Raw genomic sequence first — 26,002 nt, 5'->3', positions numbered from 1 at the left:
ACCGCCTATTGCCCCAACCGAAGCTTGCTCCCGGCGCCAAACATCAGCCGGGCACCGGTTCCGTAGGTGAGCCGCCCGGCAAACGCCGTTGACCCGGCCGGAACCGCGACGGCATGGTTCACCAAAACGGCATCGGCTAAGGTCGGCACCCGCCCGCACGACCATACGGATGGGTCGTTCCAGTCACCGTTTTTGACCGTTGTCAGCGGACCCGTGCAGCCGGGGCCACCCGCAAGCGTCCTGAACGTCAGCGGCTGCCCTGCCCATTCCGAGTATCCCTCCCCGCACCTGTTCAGCACCCGCCATTCGTAAGCCGTACCGCCGTCGAGCGCAATGAGCGTAAACGAACCGGCCGCACTTAACAATGGCCCGACACTAACCGTGTTCCAGCTTGTACTACCCACAGCTCGCCATTGTACCTCGTAGGTTTCGCCGGCATTACCACGCCATTGCAGCGGGGCCGTATTAGCAGTCAGGTCCCCTACCCGCAGGAAGCCAGGCCCTGCGCAGGTGGTCTGGAATGTGATAGGCGGCCCATAAGCTGTGGTACTGCCACTCACGCACTGTGTCGCTACCTGTGCCTCGTAGGTGCTACCCACCAGCAAGCCCGTCAGGCTCAGAGTTTCGGTGCTGATACCACTCAGGGTTGTCCAGCTACCTACGCCTTGCAAACGGTATTGCACCGAGTACGTAACCCCGCTCCCAAACCCATTCCAGCTCAGCCCGGCCGAGTTGGCCAGTACCGTTATTACAGACACCGAAAGGGGCGCATTGCAAAGCGTTCGGAAGTAGCTGATGGGTGAATATTCAGCGTATTGACCACTCGCGCACAGATACTGAATCTGCCAGTCGTAAGTCGTATTATCGGCGAGGCCCGTGAGCCGGAAGGCGGTGCCGGTTACGACCGACGTGCTCCATACCGTAGCTCCGGCGGCTTTCCAACGGACCCGATACGTGTTGCTGGGGGTATTGGCATACCACTGCAGCGTAGCCGCTGAAGCGGTAATGTCGATAGCCGACAAGCCGTTGCTGTTGGTCATGGGGGCGCACGCGCAAGCTATTGTGGTAAACGAACCCACCGTGTAGGCCGAACTGTTGCCCCCTCCGCAAGCGGTATTGATCCGGTACTCGTAGGCGGTACTTGGCAACAGGCCACCAAGCGTAAACCGGGTACTGTTGATTACCCCCGCCGACGTCCATGTACCGGCTCCCTGCTGTCGGTATTGCAGTTCGTACTGCGCCAACCCTGCCGCGCAACCCGTCCAGGCAATTCGGGCGTACCCGCACGAGTCGGCCGACATCAGTTGCACCACCGATAAGACCGCCGGAGCTACACAAACCGTTGTTACCGAAGCGGGCGTGCTAAACGACGAACTGACCGAGGCACTACAAACCGACCGAACCTCCCACCCCACCGCGTTGCCGGCAACCAGTCCGGTGAGGGCGTAAGTGTTCGTGGTCAGGCCCGTAATCGATATGGGGCTTCCGGTCCCGATCCGATAGCGTACCTCGTACGTGGCTCCGGCCGGGCCGTTCCAGCTCAGCACCGCACCCGTAGCCTGCACACAGGAGGCCACCAGATTGGTCGGGATGGCGCAACTGAGGGTGGTAAACGTTTGCACCGGGCTAAACACCGCGTCCTGCCCGGCACACATGCCTCCAGCCTGCCACTCGTAAGCCGTGTTCGGTAACAGATTTTGGGCAACGTAGCTCACCGAACCGCCACCTGTCAGCCGTGAAGCCACCAGCCAGACGGTTTCGCCCGCAGCCCGCCAGCGCACTTCGGCCTGCGGACTCGCGCTACCTCCCCAGTAGAGGGTTGCCTGCGTGGCACCGGGTACGCTGTAAAGTAGCGACGGGGCCACGGCCGTGCAGGCAACCGCCGGGCTTGTGGTAAACAAAATGGCCGCCGAATACGCCGAGGATACCCCATTGGGACACTCCATCCGAACCCGTAGTTCGTAGCTGGTGCCTGCCGATAAGCTCGCCAGGGGCGTGGTATAATTCTGCCCCGTCAGCGTTGCTTCATTCACAATCGGGCTACTAATCCAGTTGGTGCCCCCGGTGGGTCGCCATTGGGCCTGATAACCTGCATTGGGTTGCCCGGACCAATTGGCCAGGGCCGTGGTTGCACTCAGCCCACTGACGTAAACATTGGCCGACGATGGCGTGGGGCAATTGGTTGTGAATGTCTGCGGGTTACTCACCCCCGACGAAACCGTGAGCGACGAAGCCACACACGTAGCCTCTACCCGCCATTCATAGCCGGTAGCATTGGTCAGATTGGTGAGTATGAAAGGGCTCGCAGGCCAGTCGGTTACGGCGGTGGTCCAGGTGCCGCCCACCGGGCGCGTCGAGATGGTGTACACGGCACTGGCACTCGTGGCTGTCCAGTTCAACCGGGCCGCGTAGGCATTGATCTGGTCGGTGCTGAGGCCTGTGGGTACGGCGCAGCGGGTGGTGAAACTGGCTGGCGCGGTAAATGCAGAGCTTTCGGAAGCGGTGCAAAGCGTACGTACCCGCCAATTATATGCGCGGTTTACCACCAACCCAGTCAGCGACGCCGAGCGGGTGGTTACGGTCAGCGAGTTCCAGCTCGTAGGGTTAGCCTGCTCCTGCCATTGCACTTCATACGGTGTGGTCGAAGGGCCTTGCCAGCTGAGAGCCGCTGTTGTTAACCCAGCGTTGGCATTGAGGGCCGTTGGTACGGGGCACGCCAGCGTTGTAAACGACGGGCCGGGCGTGTAGGTCGACGACTCACCTGGTGTACACACGCTGCGTACTTCCCAGGCGTAGGTCGTACTCGGGTTCAAACCCGTGAGCGATTGTGCCGTACCCGTTGCCCCCAACACCGTCGACCAGTTGGCTTCGGAGACGGCCCGGAACCGCACATCGAAAAGCGTACCCGAGGGGTTCACCGATCCGGCTTGCCAGTTTACCGTGGCCCAGTTGGGGGTAATGGACCCCGCCGAATACGTAGCTGGCGGGTTACAGCCCACGGTAGTAAAGCTGACCGGGCCATTCCAGCTGGCGGTTCCTACGGGTCGCATCTGCCACTCGTAAGCCGTACCGGCGGCAAGCCCGGTCAGGCTCAGGGTAGTTGCCGTCCCAGCGGCTACGGTACTCCAGGTTGAGCCGCCCACGGGTCGCCACTGCACCTCGTATGAAAGCCCCTGTGTGAGCAGGTTCCAGCGCAGCAGAGCCTCGTTGCGGGTTATGTTCTGAGTGCGCGGGCTGTACGTTGCGGGCACTCCAACGGTAATCACGTAGTCTTCGGTTTCGCCTTCATCGTACGCCCCGCAGGGGTCGTTGGGGTTGGCTATGCCATACACCACCAGCACCCGAATTCGGAGGGGTCCGTTGGCTGTGCCGACCGGTATGGTCATGAAGCCGGCAAACTGATCCATGACCGTAAATTCGGTCTGGTACAGCTTTTCCGACGCGCCGAAGACCCCATCCCGGTTCAAATCGGCAAACACCGTCACGCCCTCGCTAAAACTGGAGGCAAACGTACCGCTAATAGGCACCTGCGCACCGGGCGCCACAAACGTATTCGGGCTGTTGTAGAAGGCAAAGCCACCGGGGCTGCACCCCGTATTCAGGCTGAGGACTTCACTGTTGAGCGCAAATGAGACGAGGGCATCACCGGCCGCGCAGCCGTTCAGGTATGTCGGTCGGCAGACTGGGTCGGTAGTGGTAAACGAAGCGCCTGCCACCCAAACGGAGCCGTACACTGCCGAGCAAAGCGTTTGAATGCGCCACTCGTAACTGGTTTGCCCGCTTAAGCCGGTTAAAAGATAGTTGGTAGCCCCGGCCACGGTGGTCGCACTGCTCCAGACCGACGTACCGGCTACACGCCACTGCACCTGTACAGGGGCGCCCGTCTGACTCATCGTCCAGCCGAGCGTGACCGACGTGCTGCCCAGATTGCTCAACGCGAGGTTAGCCGGAGCCGGGCAGGCAAGGGTTGTAAACGGACTTCCTGTGGCTATGCTTGAACTCACCGCCCCCGCACAACCCGTGTACACCTGCCACTCGTACGTGACGCCCGGCATGAGCCCACCCAACGAGTACGATGTTGCCGAGGTCGATGCGGGCGTGGGCGTGAGCCAGTTGGAGGAGCCCGTTTCACGGTACCGCACAAAATAGGTCATGCCCGGTTCCAGCGTGCTCCAGTTCAGGCGAGCCCCCTGTAAATTAAGTAAGTCGGCAAACAGGCTGAAAGGCATCTGACAGGCTGTTGTTGTAAACGTAGCCGGAGCGGTGAAGGGCGAGTTTTGTCCATCGCTGCACAGGGTACGCACGCCAAATTCGTAGGTCGTATTAGGTACCAGACCGCTCAGACTCAGCGAGGTTGCGGTCACCGACGCGGGCCAGGTAACGTACGTAGCCGAGCCCACTGGCCGGTAGCGCACTTCGTACCGGGTTTGCCCATCGACCACCCCCATCCAGCTTACCACCGCCTGTGTTCCGCTTTGCGCATTGCCGTTGCCCTGTAGGCCTTGCGGCTCCGCGCAGAGTGTGGTAAACGAGGTAGGCGTCGAGTAGCCCGACGTACCGGCGGCTCCGCAGAGCGTTCGGACCCGAAACTCGTAGGCCGTGTTGTTGGTCAACCCCGTGAGCAGATGGGCCGGGGCCGTCAGGCTACTCACCGATGTCCAGTTGGCCGCTCCCACCACCCGGTAGTTCAGTTCGTACTGTAGGCCGTTGCCTTTGTTCTCCCAAAATAGCAACGCCGAGGTGGAAGCCCGATACGTGACACCCTGGCTCACCGGCGCGTAGCACCCCGTCACAAACGTTAGGGAGGCCATGTAGCCCGATACACTCGTCGCCGAGCAAACTGTCTGGATTTGCCATTCATAGGTTGTTCCGGTGGTGAGGCCGGTCATCGAATAAGCCGACGTTGATACCGGGGCCGACGTAATCCAGATGGCACTTCCCACGGGCCGATGCCGAATCTGATATTGTAAACCCGGTATGGCCGTCCAGCCAACCTCAGCGGAGGTGTTGCTTATCGTATTCAGGAAACGGTATTGGGGCGGCTGGCAGGGCTGTGGGCCGGTGAAGGCGTACACCAGCTGCGAAAAGGCACCCGTATAGTCATCGTTTTGTACCAGCAACGTACTGCCATCGGCTGCGTACAGCTCCAGATACGTATCTGTCGACTGCCCACTTGTTGTCGGGCCTGTCGACACAGTCAGCAGACTACCCGATACCGTCACCGAAAGCGCATATGGCCCCGATGTTGTGTTGTTGGCGGGCCGCACCCGTATGTAATAGGTCTGCCCGCCCCCGGCCGTTCGCCAGCGGAACCAGTCCCCATCTGTACCGGAGTTCAGGCAGATGGGCGGACTTACGTAGTTGGCTCCATCCGTCAACGGGGTAGCCGTTTGGTAGGTATCATTGGGTTCGAGCGGATCACAACCCGAAGGCACCACGATATTGATCTGATAATCTTCGGCTTCGCCAAATTCGTAACTACCGCAGGGGTCGGCGGGGGTCGTGTTGTAAGCCACAATTACCCGCATCGCCATGGGGCCGGCCGTCACACTCGCCGGAACCGTCAAGCTCCCCGAAAAGCTACCCAGTACCAGGCTGGGGGTAGCATACAGGCGCTCCCCGGCATCGTCGAATACACCGTTCCGGTTGAGGTCGAGCCAGATACTGACTCCCTCTGGAAAACTGCTGCCGATGAGAGTTCCCGATACGGCAAAGGCCGTTCCCGGCGTCAGGCTGGTAGTTACGGTGGTGTACTGGCTATACCCCGTAGCGCCACTGGCACAGCCGGTATTCTGGCTCAACTGCACCGAGTTGACTACCAACCGATTGAGTCCATCATCTTCTACACATCCCACACTAAAGGTTGGGCGGCAGGCCAGTGTCTGAATACTGGCGGCCGTACTAATTCCGCCCGTAGTGCTGTTTGACGGCCGAACGCGGTAATACACCAGCGTATTCGACGGCGGATTGGGATCGGTATAGGTAGTGGTGTTGGGTCCCACACCGCCAATTGGCATAAACGGCCCCGCAGCTGAGGTGGCCCGCTCAATAAAGTACCCCATCTCGTTGGTGCCGTTATCGGTCCAGGTAAGTACTACGCCCGTTGGAATATTGGAAGCCAGCAGGTTTGTTGGGGCACTCACAACCGTAGGCGCGCAGGTCAACGTGTAGGCTGTGTGTGTCTGCCGAAGAGCCAACCCCGCGTCTATCCGGGCGTATTGCCCTGCTGTAAACTCATACCGGCAAGGGTCATAGTACGACATCAGGTTGTTCATGGGCGGGGTGTAGGTGGCCCCATTCGCGTCGGTCGCTGTACCATTGTACACCAGGCAGCCGTCGGGACCAAACACGGTTGAATGGCCGGGCCGCCCATACGGGTCAGCGGGGGTGTCGCACAAAAAATCGCCTTCGGTGGTACAGTTGGCCCCGGCCCCGCGCGTCACCAGCTCGTTAGACGAGTTGCCCGTCCCGTGCGTATGAACCAGATTGAAATTATGACCCAACTCGTGCGGCACCGTCCGGTCGCCCAGTTGCGCATCGGTTAGTGACCCGACGATAATCGCCCGGGTGCTCTGCACGGTATTGGATGGATAATAGGCGTACCCGGAAAAACCCTCATTCGTGGTATTCACGAAGTACATATTCAGCGCGTTGTTCACGTCGCGCCCGCTCGTCAGCGTACTCTCATTGGCAATCGCGTAGTTGGAAAAAAGCGTGCCATTGTCGATATAGTCGGGGGTCGTTCCGCAGAAATAAAATTGGAGGCCATTACCGTTGACCAAATAATACCGGTTGGCGCGGGCCAAAATATTATTTAGCCGGTCGAGGGATAAGCCACCCGTACCCGTGCTGCTCCGCAGAATATGCGGCCGAATCGGGATGTAGGTGATACCCGTCGCTTTGGTCCCCCTGGCCCGTTTAAGTTGCAGGGCAAACGCAGCTTCGCTCTCCAGGGCCTTACGCTGCTCGGGCGTCAGCTCGGGCACAGTACAGGTCAATGTTGGCCGAGTGGCCTTGTTACGTTGCGCCTGAGCAGGCAGCCACAAACCAACGCAAATCAAGAAATAGTACAGTTGTCGGTAGTATAGTCTATTCATAGTGGTAGCAGCTTGTATATATACAGATGAACAGGCAGCTAAAACTACACTTGAAATGATTGCTTCTCCTACAAGCAAGTCAAGAAGTTTCTGGAAAAGTGACAAAAATCATGCCCGTGATTATCAACCACTTAATCCATAATCTAATAGACTAAACACTCTCCGTGGGGATGTATATTTACAATTGAAGACTTACTAATACGAAAGCCGAACCAGTGCGTTGGTTCGGCTTTTTTTGTTGAAAAGAGATTTAAAAATTACACAGCTTAATCGAGACTTTCCGAAGATAAGAACAGGCTAACCGGTTACATTATCATCGGTTCAAAAAATACCCGCACATTCAGGGCTGCCCAAGCCCCAAAACTCCCCCGTTCATCAACTTCCCGCCCGTTTCAAACCGCAGATTTCGGCACACCTGCCGCCCCATCGGGCTCAGCACCGTAATCGTATGCCCTGTTTTGATCAGTACATCCTGCGTACCGGTTGGTACCGAGCCGCACGACCATATGGTGGGGTCGTTCCAGTTGCCCGAACGGAGGGTTTGCTGCACCAGACACCCCGTCAGCGTACTATTAACCGGGACGTAGTAAAGTGCCGACCAACGGTTGTTGGTATCGCGGGCGCGGAAAAAGAAACTGTAGCTACCCAACGCGCTCAGACTGGTGCTGCCTGTTACGGCTACATCCTGCCCATTGGCCGGTGTAAACGGCAAGGCAGTAGCCTGCCCATAGCCGGGGTCAGTATCGATAAAATACTCGACGCGGCTGATGGCGTTGGCGGTCTGTCCGGCAAAAATGACTAAAGGACTCAGCATGGTTTGCGACCATTGCCCGCGCCCTGTGCGGGTTCGTACCCCGATCTGATGCGTGCCCACAGCGAGCGTAGCGGGCAACGGAACACTCACCACAACCGGTGTACTGCCCGACGTGGGCGATATGGGCAGGATGGTATTGTTGCCCAGGCCCTGATCGGTATTGATAAAGTATTCAATGGCGGTGAGCACCGTTTGATCACCTGAGGTGCCAGGGGCATGCATATAGACCATATTCAGGCGGGTCGGCGACCATTGCCCATTGGCAGCCCGCACCCGAACACCCAGAAAATTAGCCCCCTGCGGCAACGTTCCAGTCGGTATGGAAAGCAATGCATCTACATGTACCCCCGGTGGTAAGCTCAGGGCAGTAGCCGCTCCAACACCAGGATCGGTGTTCCAGAAGTACTCAGCCGCAACCAGTGTTGTACTAACTGCCTGATGCAATACCCCGTTTTTAGCCTGCAATGCACCCGCCAACAGGCATAAGCCCGCAATAAGAATCCAGCTTTTCATGCGAGGGTCAGTTTTGGATTTTGGCCCGCAGCCGAATCTGAATGGTTTCATTTTGCCGGGCGGTAGCTGGCACCTGCAAATCCTGAATTACGGGCCCAACGGGCGAACCGGTCAGCACGTAGGGATCTGCCCCACCAAACGCTCCGCAATCGGTGCCACCTTCGCCTGCACCTCTGGCCGGCGAGCTGGCCGAGAGCATGTATTGCCCTTCCAGCGATGTTCCGGCGGGCGTAAACAATGTACCTGCCATGTTGGCAACATTCAGAAAAACGTTGCTCGGATTGGTACTTTGGTAATTGCCCAACCGAACAATGTTGTTGTTGAATGAGGCAAACATATCCGTCCGGTAATTCTGCCCGGCGTTGGCATTATTACAGGTAGCTGGCGTGATGAGGATATTATTGGCTACTGTGACATTGACGTTTGTGGTACCCAGCGAAATCACATCACAGGCCGCATACGTCATTGTATTATGGGCGATAACTCCTGTGTACCTAACCGAAGAATTACGTGTATATATCGCTCCGTTGATAATACAGTTTTTAATCAGAAAGTTGGTTGCGTCACCACTGATGACGACGTTTCCATCAATGAAGCACTGAACCAGTCTGGCATTATCAATGGCACCAATATTAATATCATCAGTAGATGAGTTAGGGTAAAACCGGCATCTCTGCACGGTTATATTGCTTCTGCTGATCGTAATTGTGCGCATTGAGCAACCCGTAATCAACGATCCATCTGAAGCCGTCAGGTTATTGCTGGCAAACGTAACGTCATCTAACTGGGCTTCGTTTGTCCCGTTGAAGTACCCACTCCCAATGATACTAACCCGCTTTCGGACGATAACGCTACCGTAAGAACCGGGGTCAAGCAGCAACACCGAGCCGGCTACAAAGGCAGGGTCGTCGATAATAGTCTGGAGGCTCTGTCCATTTTGCACCCGAATCACGTTCTGGGCAAACGTGAAGGTGGTAGCCAGCATCAGGCCGAGGATAAGTAGAGTGGTTTTCATGTGTTGGTGATTGGTTTGTACGAATTAGTTCAGCACACACGCTGCGGACATGGTTACCTGAATGGCCCGTTTTTCATTGACCGAGTCTTCCACAAACTTTCGGTTATACAGGTTGAGCCGGTAGCCTTTGATGAGCTTCTTCGAAAGCGTTTGCGCTTGCTGCGGGGTTAGTTTGTAATACATCAGCAGGTCGGTTTCATAGGAGCCGCCCCCACCCCAGTCAAAGCTGCTCTCGGAGTTTTCGGCGGGCATAAACTGCATCACCGATTCATCCTGCATCAAAAACATCAGGGGCTTGTCACTGTCCACAACCAGTAGGTTTAAACCCGGTTTTCGGGCGTACAAGACAAGCGATAGGTCGCTGCCATCCCGTCGAAAAATCAGGTCAACTTCCAGATCTTCGATGCCTACATCACCGGGATTGCCACCCGTGAGTACACCCACAATGATTTTTGCCCCCAATTTGGACCCGCGCAGGGTTGCCTGGGAGGCCTTTACGTTCTTCTTGGTAAACTTGTCGAACCACGCGTTGCACTGGGTTGGCAAAACGGTTTTACCGTCCGATGTCTTCGTACGAGCGGCAGCCTCCTTGCTACTTTGATTAGCGTACAGCGGGTCTTTGAAGGGCGTGGTTTGCGTGGGCGATTTGGTGGCCGCCTTCGTAGAGCTGGCGGGGGTATCGGTTTTGGCACTGGCTACAACCGGCTTGGCCGAGGGGGCAGATTGGGGGGCTCCTCCCACCATCATGGCTTCAATCAGGGCATCGGGCAGTTTGGCCGTTTTCAGCTCAATCATGCCGTCGGTGGAGGTATCAAACGCCGACCGGCTGGCCTGAATTTTCTGAACAATGAGCTTCCGGCCATACCCGGCGCGGTGCAACTCGATAATGTCTTTGTTCTGGATGATGTCCGTAGACTGAGTCAGCGATAGCATCAACTCAACCAGGGGCTCAGGCACTTTAGCCGTTTTCAGCGCAAGCAACCCATTGATACTCACATCAAAGCGCGTGGTACTGCGGTTAATTTTTTCCTCAATCAGTTTACGTGACACCTTGGCCGTATTGAGTGCAATCACACTCCCGTTGGAGAGTACCTCCTGCGCATTGGCCTTTGCGTAAGCCGTTAAAACAAACACGATAATCAGATAGACAATTTTCATAGAACAAGCCAGACTGGGTAGTGAACCGAATAGATAATGAAGTGCCGGATTAGGGCTTACAACCTGCGTGCGCTCAAGCCAACAACTGGCTCTTAGCCCACAAGCATACGGCACCGATACAACATACCCTCCGGTTACTCTATGAACCCGGGCTTTTTCTCCACCAAACCATATCAGGTTTGCACCAGGCTTGTCTAACACATAAGTTTGTATGTAATCCCACCGTGACTTATGCGCTCTTTTTGGCTCACTATCCTACTCATTTGCTCCTCGGTTCGGGGGCTGGCTCAACCTCCGCAGCATCCTAAACTGCCTGGAGCGCGTGCCGACTTTCGGGCGGCAGCCCAACGGCGCGATACGCTGGCAATGGCCGAAGCCGCCTACATCATTGGGAAACACACGTGGACATCCAACGATTATGTAGGCGGACGAAACTGGTTGCTCTATGCACTGCGAATCTGGGAAAAACGGGGTCCTTCAGTCCAACTAAACAAAGTGCTTATCCAACTCTCGGGCGATGAGTCCGTAATGGGCAACTTCCCCGAAGCGTTTGTGTATGCCAACCGTGCCCTCGCCAACAGCCGCCAGCTCAAGCACCCCCATAGCCTGATGAGTGCCTACTGGATGCTGGGAACCCTCCACCTTGAACGAGCCCAAAACGGCCTCGATACACCGACTGCCCGCAAAAAAACAGGCCTCGACAGTGCAGCCCGGTACCTGCAACAGGCCGAGGCAATAGCCCTGAAAATCGGAAAGACAATTGATATTGCGGGCATCCGCAATACCTGGGCTGAACTATTACTGGACTCCGATCCGGCTAAGGCAGTAGACTTGCTTGAGTATGCATTGCGTGCGTACTTAACGTCAGGACAAGGGGTTTCAATCACCAGACTTCATTACAAATTAAGTACTGCCTTTCTGGCAGTGAACAATCGGAGGAAAGCCTATGAATACCTTGAGAAAGCCGATAGTCTGCTTCGCCAAATCAATGACGCAAACCTTAGACTAATCATAGACGGACACTACGCATGGGTAAAATGGTACGAGGCCACCCGGCAATGGCCGCAGGCATACCAACGGCTCCGCATGGCGGATTCATTGCAAAAACGCCAGCTGACGAGGGAACAACGAGCTGTAATTGCCCAACTAAATGTGGGGTACGAAACCAGTCGGCGCGACAAGCTTCTCCAGCAACGCGAAGCCGAACTGAAGATTAACAAAGCGGTACTAACCGCCCAACAAAATTACACCTATGGGGCCCTGGGGTTCTCGGCCGTGGTTTTACTTGCCAGTGCCTTTTTCTACCGCCTTTGGCAGCAAAACAAGCGTACCCGACAACAAAATGAGCAGTTACTGGCCGAACAAAGCCACCGCACCAAGAATCACTTGCAAGCCATATCGGGCTTGTTGAGCCTACAGGCGAGTCAGCTGACCGACGAAGATGCCAAACGGGCGGTCGAAGAGAGTCAGATTCGTATTCAGTCCATGACCCTGCTGAATCGAAAACTGAGCCAGGCGACTGGGCAACATGCGCAGGGGCTACCCGATATTGTGCCTGAGATTGTCCAGATGATTCTGCGCAGCTACAGTCCCAAGGCCGTTGCCGTTACCTGTCAGGTTGAGCCGGTGCCTATCTCGGTCGAACAGATACTCCCGGTTGTACTGATCCTAAACGAGTTAGTGACCAATGCCTGCAAATACGCGTTTCCAAACCACCCGCATCCAAGCCTCACTATTCGGTGCTGGCCAGAGAACAACCGTATTCGGTTACGCGTGCAGGACAACGGGCCGGGTATTCGCCCCGACACCTCCCGGAAGGGGTTTGGGATGCGGTTGATTGCCCTGCAAACCGAGCAATTATGGGCCGAAGCGAGCTTTAGCCAACCGCCCGGCCTTACCTTTGATTTATCTATTCCCGGAAACGCCTGAACCCTATGCCTGATTCTGTTTTGATTGTTGAAGATGATCTGGCCATTGCCGTTGCCCTGGAAGAGAGCCTCCGCACCGCCGGCCGAACGGTGGCTGGTATTGCCCGCACCTACGACGACGTGTTGCGCTATATCGAACGTTCTCCGATTGCTTTAGCGATTGTTGATATTCACCTTGCCAACCGTACCGACGGGATTGCCGCTGCGCGCGTACTCCAGCGTCAGTGGGGCTCCACCATTATTTACCTGACCGGCTCTACCGACGATGCCACCTTTGAACGGGCAAAAGCAACCGGGCCAGCCGCTTTTCTGAACAAACCGTTGCGCATCAGGGAGGTGCTGCAACAGGTTGAGCTCGCCCTCGATAATCCCCTTCGAATCCGCCCAAATCCGCACGACGGCCCCATTTATCTGCCTACCGATTATGGCTTTGTGCGCGTTGCCCAGCCCGACATTTTTTACCTGGAAGCAGCCCGGAGTTATACCCTGCTTTATCTGAACAATAGCACCCTGAACCAACTAAACCCGGCCCGGAAACCCGACGAACCGCTAGTGCTGACCGGAAATTTGAAATACTGGGAAAAGCATCTATCGCCCACCCTGTTTTACCGGCTTTCCAAGTCTATGCTGGTCAATTTATCGAACATCCAACGCATCGACGAGTACCAGATTCAGCTTGGCCCTCATGCCGTCAGTTTACCGGCAGGCACCCGCAAAGCGCTACTCGACCAGCTTATGGTGGTTCGGACCCGGTAGACCGAAAACAAAAAAACTCGCCCCGAAGAGCGAGTTTTTTGTCTATCTATACGGGATGCGACTTACGCACCCTGCTTCATCCGAATGATATTCAGGGCAGCACCTGCCTTAAACCACTCGATCTGACCTTCGTTGTAGGTATGGTTTACCGCGAACTCGTCAACCGAACCATCCGCGTGAGTCAACCGAACCGTCAGCGGTACACCCGGCGCGAAGGTTGTCAGGCCGAGGATGTCGATGCTGTCGTCTTCCTGTACCTTGTCGTAGTCGGCGGGGTTAGCAAACGTCAGAGCCAGCATCCCCTGCTTTTTCAGGTTGGTTTCGTGGATACGGGCAAACGACCGTACCAGAATAGCCCGCACACCGAGGAAACGGGGTTCCATAGCCGCGTGCTCGCGTGACGAACCTTCACCGTAGTTTTCGTCGCCCACAACTACCGAGCCCACACCAGCGGCTTTGTATGCCCGCTGCACGGCCGGTACTTCGCCATACTCACCCGTCAGTTGATTCTTCACCGAGTTGGTTTTCTCGTTGTAGAAGTTTACCGCCCCGATGAGCATGTTGTTCGAAATGTTGTCGAGGTGACCGCGGTACTTCAACCACGGACCGGCCATCGAAATGTGGTCGGTTGTACACTTACCTTTTGCTTTAATGAGCAGTTTCAGGCCGTTCAGGTCGGTACCTTCCCAGGCCGCAAACGGAGCCAGCAGTTGCAGACGATCCGACGTGGGCGATACAATCACCTCCACACCCGAGCCATCTTCGGCCGGCGCCTGATAACCCGCATCTTCAACGGCATAGCCTTTGATCGGCTGCTCAATACCCTGCGGCTCGTCGAGCATCACCTGCTCACCGTTTTCGTTGGTCAGGGTGTCGGTCATGGGGTTGAACGTCAGATCGCCGGCAATGGCGAAAGCCGTCACGATTTCGGGCGATGCCACAAACGCATGCGTGCTGGCGTTACCGTCGTTCCGCTTGGCGAAGTTCCGGTTGAACGACGTGATGATTGAGTTCTTACGGGTTGGGTCGTCCATATGGCGAGCCCACTGACCGATGCAGGGTCCACAGGCGTTGGCCAGTACTACCCCACCGATACCTTCAAACGTATTCAGGATACCGTCGCGCTCAGCCGTAAACCGAACCAGTTCTGAACCCGGCGTAATGGTAAACTCGGCCTTTGTTTTCAGATTCTTGGCTGCCGCCTGAGCCGCTACTGAGGCCGACCGGGTCATGTCTTCGTAGCTTGAGTTGGTGCATGAGCCAATCAGACCCACTTCCAGTTTCTCGGGCCAGCCATTTTCTTTCACCGCCTTGGCGAAGTTCGACAGCGGCCAGGCGAGGTCGGGCGTAAATGGGCCGTTGATGTGCGGCTCCAGCGTGTTCAGGTCGATCTCGATCAGCTGATCGTAATACGTAGCAGGATCGGCATACACCTCATCGTCCGAACGCAGATGCGCGGCTACCGCACTCGCTGCATCGGCAATATCGGCCCGGTTGGTAGCACGGAGGTAGTCGCCCATCTTCTCATCGTACGCGAAAATCGACGTCGTAGCGCCAATTTCAGCACCCATGTTACAGATGGTTCCTTTACCCGTAGCCGAGAGGCTTTCGGCACCTTCGCCAAAGTACTCCACAATGCAGCCAGTACCTCCTTTTACGGTCAGGATACCCGCTACGCGCAGAATCACGTCTTTGGCCGACGCCCAGCCCGACAGTTTGCCGGTCAATTTAACGCCAATCAGTTTGGGCATTTTCAGCTCCCAGGGCAGGCCCGCCATCACATCGCAGGCATCGGCACCACCCACACCAATCGCGATCATTCCCAGACCACCGGCATTGGGCGTGTGTGAGTCCGTACCGATCATCATACCACCCGGAAACGCGTAGTTCTCGATCACCACCTGGTGAATGATACCCGCGCCGGGCTTCCAGAAACCGATACCGTATTTATTCGAAATCGACGACAGGAAGTCGTACACTTCTTTGTTTTTGCTCTTGGCTACGTCCAGATCGACGTCGGCACCCACTTCAGCCTGAATCAGGTGGTCGCAGTGTACCGTTGAGGGTACCGCAACCTTTGGCCGGCCAGCCTGCATAAACTGCAACAGGGCCATCTGAGCGGTAGCATCCTGCATAGCAACCCGGTCGGGAGCAAAGTCAACATAGGCTTTGCCGCGCTCGTGGGCCTGCGTCGCGTTTCCAGCCGACAGGTGGGCATATAAAATTTTCTCAGACAGGGTCAGTGGACGACCGACGGCCTGGCGGGCCGCTTCAACGCGTTCGCCAAGGCGGGCGTACACACGTTGAATCATGTCAACATCAAAAGCCATAGCAAAAAGGGGTAACGAGTTATAAAAACAACCTATTTATAAAAGGAACCGGAAAATCAGTGGATTTGATTCCCCGTTCTGGTCCATCTTATTGCGGGTCAAAATTAGGGGATTTTGCATCAATTTGTCCATAGACGCTTAAAAACGAAAAAGCCCCTCTTTCGCAGGGGCTTTTCACCTGGTTGTGACCGATACGGGAATCGAAAGCGAACGCGCTCCCGGCCGTCTTACCGCCGTGAAAGAGCAATTTGCTAACCACCAGACGAAATGGTTGAACACGAAAAAGCCCCTCTTTCGGAGGGGCTTTTCACTTGGTTGTGACCGATACGGGAATCGAACCCGTGTTACCGCCGTGAAAGGGCGATGTCCTAACCGCTAGACGAATCGGCCGTCTGAAGAACCAGACCTGACGTGTTTCAGATTTCTCTGCGACTGCGTCAGCGAATCGTGATGCAAAAGTACGGCGAAAATCTTCACGCGCAACATTTCGAGCAAAAAAATTTTAAAAAATTCACTTCTGAGCGTTTTAAACCTACTTTTGATGGATTCATTTTTTTAGTCATCTACTTCATTATCTGCATGCTCCGGTCTCTTTTGGTCGTGGGTCTCTGTTGCTTAAATTTTTTTAGCAATGCCCAATCGACTTCAACAAACACAGTAACATCCCCCCAGGAATTTTTAGGCTACCGAATCGGTGAGCGCTACACACCCCACCATCGGGTGCTGGCCTATGCCGAACAGGTAGCCCGGCAGGTGCCGGGCCGAGTGCGGGTTATTCCATACGGCACCACGTACGAAGGCCGGCCACTGGCGATAGTGGTGGTCGCGTCGGAAGCCAACATGAACCGGCTCGAAGAAATCCGGACCGATAACCTCAAACGAATCGGGATGGCCGAGGGGAATCCGGCATCGGCTACCCAAACCCCTATTGCCTGGCTGAGCTACAATGTGCACGGCAATGAAGCCGTCAGCTCCGAAACATTTATGGAGGTATTGTACGGACTGGTTGACCCGCAGAAAGGAAGCGACCAACCCGCCGTGATGCAGAAAATCCTGAACGCAACGGTGGTGATTCTCGATCCCGACCTGAACCCCGACGGGCACGACCGGTACGTAAACTGGTACAATCAGATGCAGGGCCGCGTGGCCGACCCTACGCCCTTCGCCCGTGAACACAATGAACCCTGGCCCGGCGGTCGGTACACCCACTACTACTTCGACCCTAACCGCGACTGGGCATGGCAAACGCAGGAGGTAACCCAGCAACGAATGGCGATGTACCACCGCTGGATGCCCCATGTACACGGCGACTTTCACGAAATGGGCGTAGAAAGCCCGTACTACTTTGCGCCCTCGGCCAAACCTTACCACGAGGATATTACGCCCTTTCAGCGCGATTTCCAGAACGTAATCGGGCAGTATTGCAGCCGCTATTTCGACCGCAACGGCTGGCTGTACTACACCCGCGAGCGGTTCGATTTGTTCTACCCCAGCTACGGCGATACCTGGCCAACGTACAACGGTGCCATCGCCATGACCTACGAGCAGGGCGGCAACACCCGCGCGGGTTTGGCCATTACGAAAGCCGACGGCGACACGCTGACGCTCCGGCAACGGATCGATCACCACACGGCCGCCAGTATTGCCACACTGGAGTCGGTAGCGGATCGGGGTAGCGATATTGTGAAAGCCTTTGGTGAGTTTTACGATAAAGCCCGTACCAGCCCGATTGGCGCCTACAAAAGCTACGTGATCAAAGCCAATGGCGATGCCGGACGCATGAACGCCTTGCGACAGTTGCTCGATAAAAACCAGATTCGGTACGGTTACGGCCGGGCGGCCGCTACGGCTTCAACCGGAAAATCGCGCGGCAATACAAACACGGGCGGGTTGAGCGGCTTCAATTACTTCACCCAGAAAACCGAGTCGGGCGTTACGGTGGCCCCCGAGGATTTGGTCATCAGCGCGTACCAACCCAAGTCGACGTTGCTCAAGATTCTGTTTGAGCCCAAGTCGGCCCTCGAAGATTCGGTGACGTACGACATTACGGCCTGGTCATTGCCCTACGCCTTTGGCTTGACGACCTACGGCCTGACAACCCGCCTGGAACCTGCCAGTACGGTAGCCCCGGCGTCGGTCCCGGTTTCTACATCGCAGACGGCCGGAGCCACACCCTACGCGTATCTGGTGCGCTGGCAGTCGATGCCCTCGGCGCAATTACTGGCAGGTTTGCTGAAACAAAAACTTAAGGTGCGGGCCGCTGAGAAACCGTTCGAACTGGGCGGCCAATCGTACCCGGCGGGCACGTTGCTCATTACGCGGGCGGGCAATGAGCGTCTTGGGGCCCGTTTCGACCAGATTGTGCAGGCCGAAGCCCAAAAAGCAAATGTTACGTTGACGCCGGTGCAAACCGGCTTCGTGACGAAAGGCTCCGACTTCGGCTCTGATTTTGTGATGGCCCTGAAAGCCCCCCGCGTGGGTGTTATAGTGGGCGAAGGGATGTCGCCGACGGCCTCAGGCGAGGTCTGGCATTATTTCGATCAGGAGCTTCAATATCCGTCGACGCTCATTACGGGCAACGATCTGGCGTCGATTGACCTGAGCAAACTCGACGTACTGGTGATGCCCACGGGCTACACCTACGGCCGGATCCTGAACGACAAAACCTTGTCGGCCCTTAAAACGTGGATACAGGCAGGTGGCAAACTGATTGCCCTTGAGCGGGCCGCCGACGCGCTGGCGGGTAAAGATGGCTTTGAACTGAAGGAGAAACCCGACAAGGAAAAAGACGCCAAGAAAGACGATAAAGACAAAAAATCGGCTACGGATTCAGTAAAAGCCTATGCTGACCGTGAACGCGATGCCGTGTCGGACGAGACCCCCGGCAGCATCTACCGCATCACGCTCGACACCACGCACCCGCTGGCATTTGGTTTAGGCAACAACTATTACGCCATCGTACAGGATGCGCACAACTTCGATCTGCTTAAAGATGGCTGGAATGTAGGCTACCTCAAAGCCGACAATTACGTGGCGGGTTTTGCCGGGAGCAATGCCAAAGAGAAACTGAAAAACACCCTGTCGATGGGTGTACAATCGCTTGGACGCGGCTCGGTGGTTTACCTCGCCGACAACCCGTTGTTCCGGGGCTTCTGGTACAACGGTAAGCTTCTGTTTGCCAACGCTGTGTTTATGGTTGGGAATTAAACAAAAAGCCCCGGCAGTTGCCGGGGCTTTTTGTTATCCATGCAATACCAGTACCGGCACTTCTGTCCGGGCAACCATCCGTTCGGTTTGGCTGGGGTTGACAAGGTTCTGGAAGAATGTTCGTTCGCGGGTGGTCATCACCAGCAAATCGGCGGGGTGCGACTCCAGATATTCGGTAAGCCCTTGTGTAACCGACCGGGCTTTTACTTTTTCCAGGTCGAGGGGCAGGTCGCCGTGCTGACGCTGCAATTGCATGAGCAGCTGATGGTCGTCGTAGAGATCGGGCTGGTTGGCCGCATCGACCTTTACCAGTTGCAGACTCGCCCCAAACGCCCGCGCTACGGCCAGGGTTTGCGCGAGCATATCGCGTTCGTCGAACTCCAGTTGGGTGGCATATACCACCTGTTTTACCTGTACAGGGGTCACCGGGGCATCGTCGGGCAGATTGGGGACCACCAGCACCGGGCAGGTAGCGGCCCGCGCTACATCGGCAGCGGCACTCCCCACCAACCGGTCGAAAAAGCCGGTTTGGGCACTGCGGCCTGTTACGATCAAATCAATATCACGCTCATTGGCAACGGCCACGATTTCATCCTCAACGGACCCAATCCGCCATTCCGATTCAATAGCGACGCCCTCAGGCTGGAGTTTCTGGACCAGCTTCTGGAGGTTTTCGCGGCCAATTTGTTCAAGGTCGGCGGTTGCCATAACCCCCACGCCAAGATCGCCCATGGTAGGCAGGGTAGCATCGGGAATGGGGGGCTGATACACGTGCAAAACCACCAGTGTGGCCTTGTATTGGCGGGCAAAAAACAGCGCCCAGTCTAAAGCGTGTTGGGTAGATGCCGTGAAATCGGTAGGGAAAAGGATGGCTTTCATGGTATAGTAGTTTTCAGAATAAACCCAAAAGAGAGCGGCCTGTTTTACCAGCCATAGTAGCTTTCGGGCGGTATGCCCTTCAGCCGCAGATACACAACGCACTGCCCCCGATGGTGGATAATGTGGTTTTCGAGCACGTACAACAACCGCCAACCCGGCATTTTATGCTCGCCATACTCCACGGTAGCCAGCAGTTTTTCGGCCGGAATGGTCTCGATGGCCCGGCGCACATGAGCGTACATACGGGGCAGCTCGGTCAGCACCTGGGCCTTAGTCATGTCCAGGGGTAAGCGTTTTCCTGCGTACAGATTGGGCTGCTCAAAATCGGCCTGCAACTGCCCTATTGTATACAAAATACAATGCCGCCATTGCTCGGCAAAGGTCATGGCCTCGGGCGTGTACCGAAAATTATACCCCGATTCGGGCATCTGTTCGGCGGTGGCAAGCGATACTTTTTCGGAAGACCGCCAGGCATCGAGCAACTCCTGCCGAATTCGGTCGGCCTCGGGGTTGGCCCCCGACAGCGAGACAACGGGCAGCCCGGCGAACCCGGCTGCCCGTTTAAGAAAGGTCTTTCGTTTCACAAGAATAGGTTAATGAGCTACGAGCCAGTTTTCACCCACACCAATGCCCGTGTCCATCTTGACGGCCATCGGAATCGCGTTTTTCATGATATGATCTACCCGCTCGCGCAGTATATCCAGCTCATCGCGGTGGGCATCGAACACCAATTCATCGTGCACCGTCAGAATCATTTTTGATTTCATGCGCTCCCGGCGCATCATGTCGTGAATCTGGATCATGGCAATCTTGAGCATATCGGCCGCGCTACCCTGAATGGGGGCATTAATGGCGTTGCGCTCGGCAAACATCCGGTCGGTTACATTGCGGGAGTTGATGTCGCGCAGGTACCGCCGACGGCCCAGAATCGTTTCGGCATACCCAAAACCACGGGCCTTCTCAACGCTCTGATCCATGTACGCTTTCACGGCCGGAAACTCCCCGAAATATTCCTCAATAATTTGGGCGGCCTCTTTGCGCGGAATTTTTAGCCGCTGCGCCAGCCCGAACGACGAAATCCCGTAGATGATCCCGAAGTTGATAGTCTTGGCCTTCCGGCGCATCTCGCTCGTTACCTCACCCAGGCCCACATGAAATACCTTGCTGGCCGTTTGGGTGTGAATGTCGATGTTGTTGTTGAAGGCGTTGGTCATAGTTTCGTCGCCACTGAAAGCGGCCATAATCCGCAATTCGATCTGCGAATAATCGGCCGACATAATCAGGAACTCCTCCGACCGAGGCACAAACGCCTTCCGGATCTCCTGCCCGCGCGGGGTACGAATCGGGATATTTTGCAGGTTCGGATTGGTCGAGCTGAGCCGCCCCGTTGCTGCTACCGCCTGATTGAACGAGGTATGAATACGACCCGTGCGCGGGCTAATCAGCAACGGCAACGCATCGACGTAGGTATTTTTAAGCTTGATCAGCTCGCGGTAGTCGAGAATCTTGCGGGCTATTTCGTGCTCGGCTTCCAGCTTCGACAGAATTTCTTCGCCTGTAGCGTACTGCCCCGTCCGGGTTTTTTTGGCGTTTTTGTCCAGCTTCAGTTTATCGAACAGCACTTCGCCCAGCTGTTTCGGCGACCCGATGTTGAACGACTCCCCAGCCAGTTCGTAAATCTCCTGCTGCACCTGCTTCACGTCGGTATCGAGTGTAGCCGACAACTCGGCCAGGGCGTTGGTATCAATCCGAATACCTTCCAGTTCCAGGTCGGCCAGAACCTGCACGAGTGGCATTTCGACCTGATCGAACAGCTTGAAGAGGTTATCCTTTTCGAGCAACGGCTCAAACGTTTGCTTCAGTTGCAGGGTAATGTCGGCATCTTCGCCAGCATACTCCACAATTTTCTCCACGTCTACCTCACGCATGGTTAGTTGCCCTTTGCCTTTTTTACCAATCAGGGCTTCAATCTCAACCGGGTGGTAGTCGAGGTACGTCATGGCCATAATATCCATGTTGTGCCGCTGCTCAGGCTCAATCAGGTAATGGGCAATCATGGTATCAAACAGCTTACCCTGCACCTCCACACCGTACTTTTTGAGCATCAGCAGGTCATACTTCAGGTTCTGCCCGATCTTAGTGATGGCGGGGTCTTGCAGCACCGGCTTAAACACATCGACAATTGCCTGAGCCTCGGCCCGGTCGACCGGAACGGGCACGTAAAAGGCCTCACCCGCCCGGTAAGCAAACGCCAAACCGACCAGATCGGCCTCAACGGGGTCGATGGCAGTGGTTTCGGAGTCGAAGCAAATAGCCGTTTGGCGGCTCAGGAAGTGCGCCAGACTGGCGCGCAGTTCGGGCGTATCGATGAGCCGGTAATCGTGCCTGACCGACTGAATGGTTTTGCGCGGTTTGCTGGCGCCCGTCTCGATTTCGGCATCGGGATAAACATCCAGAAACGCGGGAGCATCGGCGTCGGCCGGTGTCTCGCTCGTGGTCGATTCGGTTAAGGCTGCCTTTTTGCGGGTTTTGGGGGTCGGGGTATCGGCAACGGTCGCATCGCCCGGTTCAAAGGCAAACGGCAGGTCGGCCGTGCCTGAGGGTGCGGGGGCCGATGCAGCAAAGATGTCCATCTGCCCGTTTCCGGCCGCTCTGAACGCCGGGGGGAGCGGTTGCTCGGCGGGCGAGTCGAGGCCCAGCCGACCTTTCATCTGCCGAAACTCCAGCTCGTCCATCAGGGCCGTCAGCCGGGGTTTGTCGTACTCGGTCAGGCGCAGGGCTTCGGCATCGAACGGTACGGGCACGTCGAGATGAATGGTCGCCAGTTGTTTCGACAATAGTCCCTGATCGGCGTACTGCACCACATTTTCTTTCAGCTTCCCCTTCAACTGATCGGCATTGGCAATCAGATTTTCGACGGAGCCAAATTCGGCAATCAGTTTTTGCGCGGTTTTCTCACCAATGCCCGGAATACCGGGGATGTTGTCGACCGAATCGCCGATGAGACCCAGCATATCGGTCACCTGCTCGATACGTTCGATTCCCCAGCGTTCGCAAACCTCTTTCACGCCCTGTTTTTCGGCCGCTTTGCCCATAAAAGCGGGCTTGTAGATGTGGATACACTCGTCTACCAGTTGGCCGTAGTCTTTATCGGGGGTCATCATGTACACGTCGAACTCACCCGTGGCGCAGGCCCGTTTGGCAATGGTCCCGATGATGTCGTCGGCCTCGAAACCCTCCATAATCAGGATGGGGATATTCATGGCTTCGACAATCTGTTTGATGTACGGCGTAGCCACGCTGATATCTTCGGGCTGCGACTGCCGGGTGGCTTTGTACATCGGAAACTGTTCGTGCCGAAACGTTTTTTTGGAGTGATCAAACGCGACACCGATATGCGTCGGCTTTTCTTTTTGCAGCACCTCCAGCATGGCATTCATAAAGCCAAATATGGCACTGGTATTCAAGCCCCTTGAGGTGATACGGGGATTTTTGTTAAACGCAAAATGGGCGCGGTAGATCAACGCCAGGGCGTCGAGCAGAAACAGTTTGTTTTGTGGTTTTGCCATGCAGGAAAGCCTATCTTTATGTCGTGTAAAGATAACACATCTGCCGAAGTAAAGCTCCCAAACGCTTACTACCGATTACGTATGAAGGATCGACTCAGGACAATCTCCGCGTGGCATGAGCGCTATGTACAGCACGCGCTTTTGATCAACTCCACTTTATTCTGGGTGTTATTTTGGTTGTTGGCTGTTATCTCCTGCTCGTTCTATTATTTCTACGTCCACTATTGGTCCGACATGGTTGAGCTTCCGCAGCGTCATTTAGTCGGGCGGGTTGTCCTGTACGGTTGTGTATTGCTACCATTTGTACCCTTTCGGCGGTTACACCATTATGTCGTTATAATCGGGATATACCTTTTATATAAAGCCTGAGCTACATGACTTCCACATAATCTGACAGACAACCTGATAAATTACTCAGGTCAGGTTATCTCACAGCAGAAGCCGTCCATTTCCGTTTACTACGCTTAGTTATTCACTGCCGTAGGCAGCAAAACCCGGTCAATGAGGTGGACGACTCCGTTGGTGGCTGTCAGGTCGGTTTGTAGCAATTTTGCGCCCGTTACCGGGTTACCTCGCCCCGTCAACATGGTCCCCTGCTCGCCTACCATAATGCTCAGGGGCGTCCCCTGCACAGTAGCTACATCGCCCGACCGAAGCATGGGGCTGAATGTCCGCCGGGCTACGACATGATACCGTAAAATCTCGGCCAACCGCACCGGGTCAGCACTGCGCACCGCGTCGGCATCGACGTAACCGGCCGCCCGAAAAGCCGCGTTGGAAGGTGCGAACACGGTAATGCCCCCTTCAGCCGACGACTGCAAGGCCGTGAGCACAGTGGCCCCGGCCCGGTCGACCGCCAGCCGGAACAACGACAGTTCGGGGTTGGCCCGAATCAGTTCCAGCGTCGACAGCGACGGAGCCTGTAACAGCCGATCAATCACAAACATGACCGAGTTATTAGCGCCAATATCGGGCTGAACAATGCGGGCGGCATTGGCAAACAGTCGGCCATCGGAAGCTCTAAACAAAGTCATAGAAGCCGTAACCAGAGCTGTAGGTGCCGGCGTTGGCGTGTTGGCCGGCAAAGCCGAGACCGACAGGCGACTGTTGAGTACGTGGTATTGTAAAATCCGCTGCACCTGCGCGGGTGACAGCGAATCGAGTGTGGTTTTGGCGATGCCTGCCGCCCGAAAAGCCTCATCGGTCGGGGCAAACAAGGTTACAGAACCGGTTCGGAAACTCTCCGCGAGGCCCGACCGGATCAGGGCGGCATTGAGCAGACTCAGGTGGGGAGTCCGGCTCACAATGTCGGTCAGCGAGCCGGTAGCCGTTACGGTCGAGGGCATCGTAACGGTTGTACTGGGAAGCGTAGGCTCAGGGTCCGGCGCCACGTCGGTACCTCGGCTACAACTGGTTAGCCAGATGGCACCAGCCAGGGTACAGGTCAGCAGCGACCACGATTTAGCAGATTGGGTACGTGTTGTGTTCATAGCGTCAGGGCGTATCGCTTTTGGTGTTCGCACAGCGTTTCAGTCGACACGACCAGTTAAAAAACGTCTGAAGCCGAAAGCCGATATATCAGGCCCGATTATCTGAACCAATGGCTCAACACATATTATGCCAAAACGGGGCGCCAAACCGTTTTTAGCGGCCGACACCCCGTCATGAAAGTCTTCGTGTACCGGATTACGGCAACAATACCCGGTCGATCAGGTGAACAACGCCGTTCGTAGCGACGATGTCGGTACGGGTTACGTTCGAAGCCGATGTTCCGTTGCCTTTGCCGGTGATGGTTACGGAGTTACCATTGATGGCAACCGTCGAGGCCGATCCGCCAGCCATGGGCACAGCCCCGGCTACGAGGTTCGTAGAGAATACCCGCGCCGGTACAACGTGGTTCAGCAAAATACCTTGAAGTGTAGCCGGATTAGCCGCATTGATAGCCGCTTCGGTACCCAAGCCAGCCGCCGTGAAAGCCGCATTATTTGGCAGGAACAACGTAAACGGACCCGCTGCCGTGCTCAGTGCACCTACTACCGCGGCACCGGCGCGCTGAACAGCCGCAATCACCAGCGAATACTGGTTGTTGTTGGCCGTATTGAGAGCCACAACGGCCTCAAGCAAATTGCCCGCGGGGGGCAGTAGCACTTTATCGATAGCATGAATAACCCCGTTCGATGCGGCAATATCCGCCGTGGTTACCCGCGCGCCATTGACCGAAACCCCGCCTGAGTTACGGGTAACATACACGGTGCCGTTGGTCGAGAGAAGGCTGGCCTGTGGTGCGTTGTCGCCTACGTTAATCGCACTCGACGCAACCCGCGTGGGCAGCACGTGATACTGCAAAATGGCCGCCAGGGTAGCTACCGGAGCGGCATTGATGGCGGCTGCATCGGCAAAACCAGCCGCCCGGAAAGCCTCGTCGGTAGGCGCAAAAACAGTAATGTTGTTTGTGGTGCGGAGCGCATCGCCCAGCCCGGCGCGCAACACAGCGGCCTCAAGCAGACTGAACCGGCTGTCGGCAACCACTAAATCGGTTACGGTTTGGGGCGTGGTGCCTTCGTCTTCCTTACAGCTCGTGGCAATACCCAAAAGGAGTACGGTCATCAGAAATCCCATCCGACGAAAAAGCGATGTTCTAATCATTGGAAAGATAGTTTGAATTGGTTTGGTTGTATGTAGATAGCATAACCGCTACCCAATGCGATTACGGTTAATAAACGGACATTGATTAAA

The 26,002-nt window shown here is 56.0% G+C and carries 13 protein-coding genes and 1 tRNA gene; 3 read left to right on the top strand and 11 right to left on the bottom strand.

The annotated features are described in order from the left end of the window. Positions 1-5: 5 nt before the first annotated feature. The 4 genes from RUDLU_RS0121970 to RUDLU_RS28935 all read right to left on the bottom strand — a co-directional run bounded on the left by RUDLU_RS0121970 (position 6) and on the right by RUDLU_RS28935 (position 10,597). Positions 6-7,097, bottom strand: a complete 7,092-nt coding sequence (locus tag RUDLU_RS0121970) for a fibronectin type III domain-containing protein (protein ID WP_083940621.1) — start codon at positions 7,095-7,097, stop codon at positions 6-8. A 340-nt stretch (positions 7,098-7,437) separates the two neighbouring features. After that, positions 7,438-8,424, bottom strand: a complete 987-nt coding sequence (locus RUDLU_RS0121965; RefSeq protein ID WP_019990590.1) for a hypothetical protein — start codon at positions 8,422-8,424, stop codon at positions 7,438-7,440. A 7-nt stretch (positions 8,425-8,431) separates the two neighbouring features. Next, a complete protein-coding gene (locus RUDLU_RS0121960) occupies positions 8,432-9,439 on the bottom strand; it encodes a right-handed parallel beta-helix repeat-containing protein (RefSeq protein ID WP_019990589.1) in 1,008 nt (335 codons plus the stop codon). A gap of 24 nt (positions 9,440-9,463) precedes the next feature. After that, the gene (locus RUDLU_RS28935) at positions 9,464-10,597 is read right to left on the bottom strand and encodes a hypothetical protein (protein WP_019990588.1); all 1,134 of its coding nucleotides are present in this window, start codon (positions 10,595-10,597) and stop codon (positions 9,464-9,466) included. 231 nt (positions 10,598-10,828) lie between these two features. Here RUDLU_RS28935 and RUDLU_RS0121950 point away from each other — a divergent pair, with 231 nt between their 5' ends. Then, a complete protein-coding gene (locus RUDLU_RS0121950; RefSeq protein WP_019990587.1) occupies positions 10,829-12,526 on the top strand; it encodes a sensor histidine kinase in 1,698 nt (565 codons plus the stop codon). A 5-nt stretch (positions 12,527-12,531) separates the two neighbouring features. Beyond that, on the top strand, positions 12,532-13,281 hold the full coding sequence (locus RUDLU_RS28930) for a response regulator transcription factor (RefSeq protein ID WP_019990586.1): 750 nt from the start codon (positions 12,532-12,534) through the stop codon (positions 13,279-13,281). A gap of 62 nt (positions 13,282-13,343) precedes the next feature. Here the strand turns inward: RUDLU_RS28930 and RUDLU_RS0121940 are convergent, their stop codons facing one another. Both RUDLU_RS0121940 and RUDLU_RS0121935 read right to left on the bottom strand, forming a co-directional pair. Then, entirely contained in the window at positions 13,344-15,611 is a 2,268-nt protein-coding gene (locus tag RUDLU_RS0121940) for an aconitate hydratase (protein WP_019990585.1), read from the bottom strand. 318 nt (positions 15,612-15,929) lie between these two features. Then, positions 15,930-16,001, bottom strand: a tRNA-Glu gene (locus RUDLU_RS0121935). A gap of 189 nt (positions 16,002-16,190) precedes the next feature. Here RUDLU_RS0121935 and RUDLU_RS0121930 point away from each other — a divergent pair. Continuing rightward, on the top strand, positions 16,191-18,818 hold the full coding sequence (locus RUDLU_RS0121930) for a M14 family metallopeptidase (RefSeq protein ID WP_027303295.1): 2,628 nt from the start codon (positions 16,191-16,193) through the stop codon (positions 18,816-18,818). Between the two features lie 33 nt (positions 18,819-18,851). On the opposite strand, the gene RUDLU_RS0121925 is transcribed toward RUDLU_RS0121930, so the two are convergent. The 5 genes from RUDLU_RS0121925 to RUDLU_RS0121905 form a co-directional block, all read right to left on the bottom strand. Further along, positions 18,852-19,697, bottom strand: coding sequence for a universal stress protein (locus RUDLU_RS0121925; RefSeq protein WP_019990583.1), 846 nt, complete (start codon positions 19,695-19,697; stop codon positions 18,852-18,854). A gap of 44 nt (positions 19,698-19,741) precedes the next feature. Further along, entirely contained in the window at positions 19,742-20,281 is a 540-nt protein-coding gene (locus RUDLU_RS0121920; protein ID WP_019990582.1) for a DinB family protein, read from the bottom strand. Positions 20,282-20,290: 9 nt separating this feature from the next. Beyond that, a complete protein-coding gene (polA, locus tag RUDLU_RS0121915) occupies positions 20,291-23,266 on the bottom strand; it encodes a DNA polymerase I (protein ID WP_019990581.1) in 2,976 nt (991 codons plus the stop codon). A gap of 464 nt (positions 23,267-23,730) precedes the next feature. After that, entirely contained in the window at positions 23,731-24,756 is a 1,026-nt protein-coding gene (locus RUDLU_RS27950; protein WP_019990579.1) for a fasciclin domain-containing protein, read from the bottom strand. 196 nt (positions 24,757-24,952) lie between these two features. Further along, a complete protein-coding gene (locus RUDLU_RS0121905) occupies positions 24,953-25,912 on the bottom strand; it encodes a fasciclin domain-containing protein (protein ID WP_044129634.1) in 960 nt (319 codons plus the stop codon). Positions 25,913-26,002 lie beyond the last annotated feature (90 nt).

This window comes from Rudanella lutea DSM 19387 (assembly GCF_000383955.1).
Classification (GTDB): Bacteria; Bacteroidota; Bacteroidia; order Cytophagales; family Spirosomataceae; genus Rudanella; species Rudanella lutea.
The sequence above is the reverse complement of the archived record's forward strand: the minus strand, read 5'-3'. Positions and strand labels throughout refer to the sequence as shown.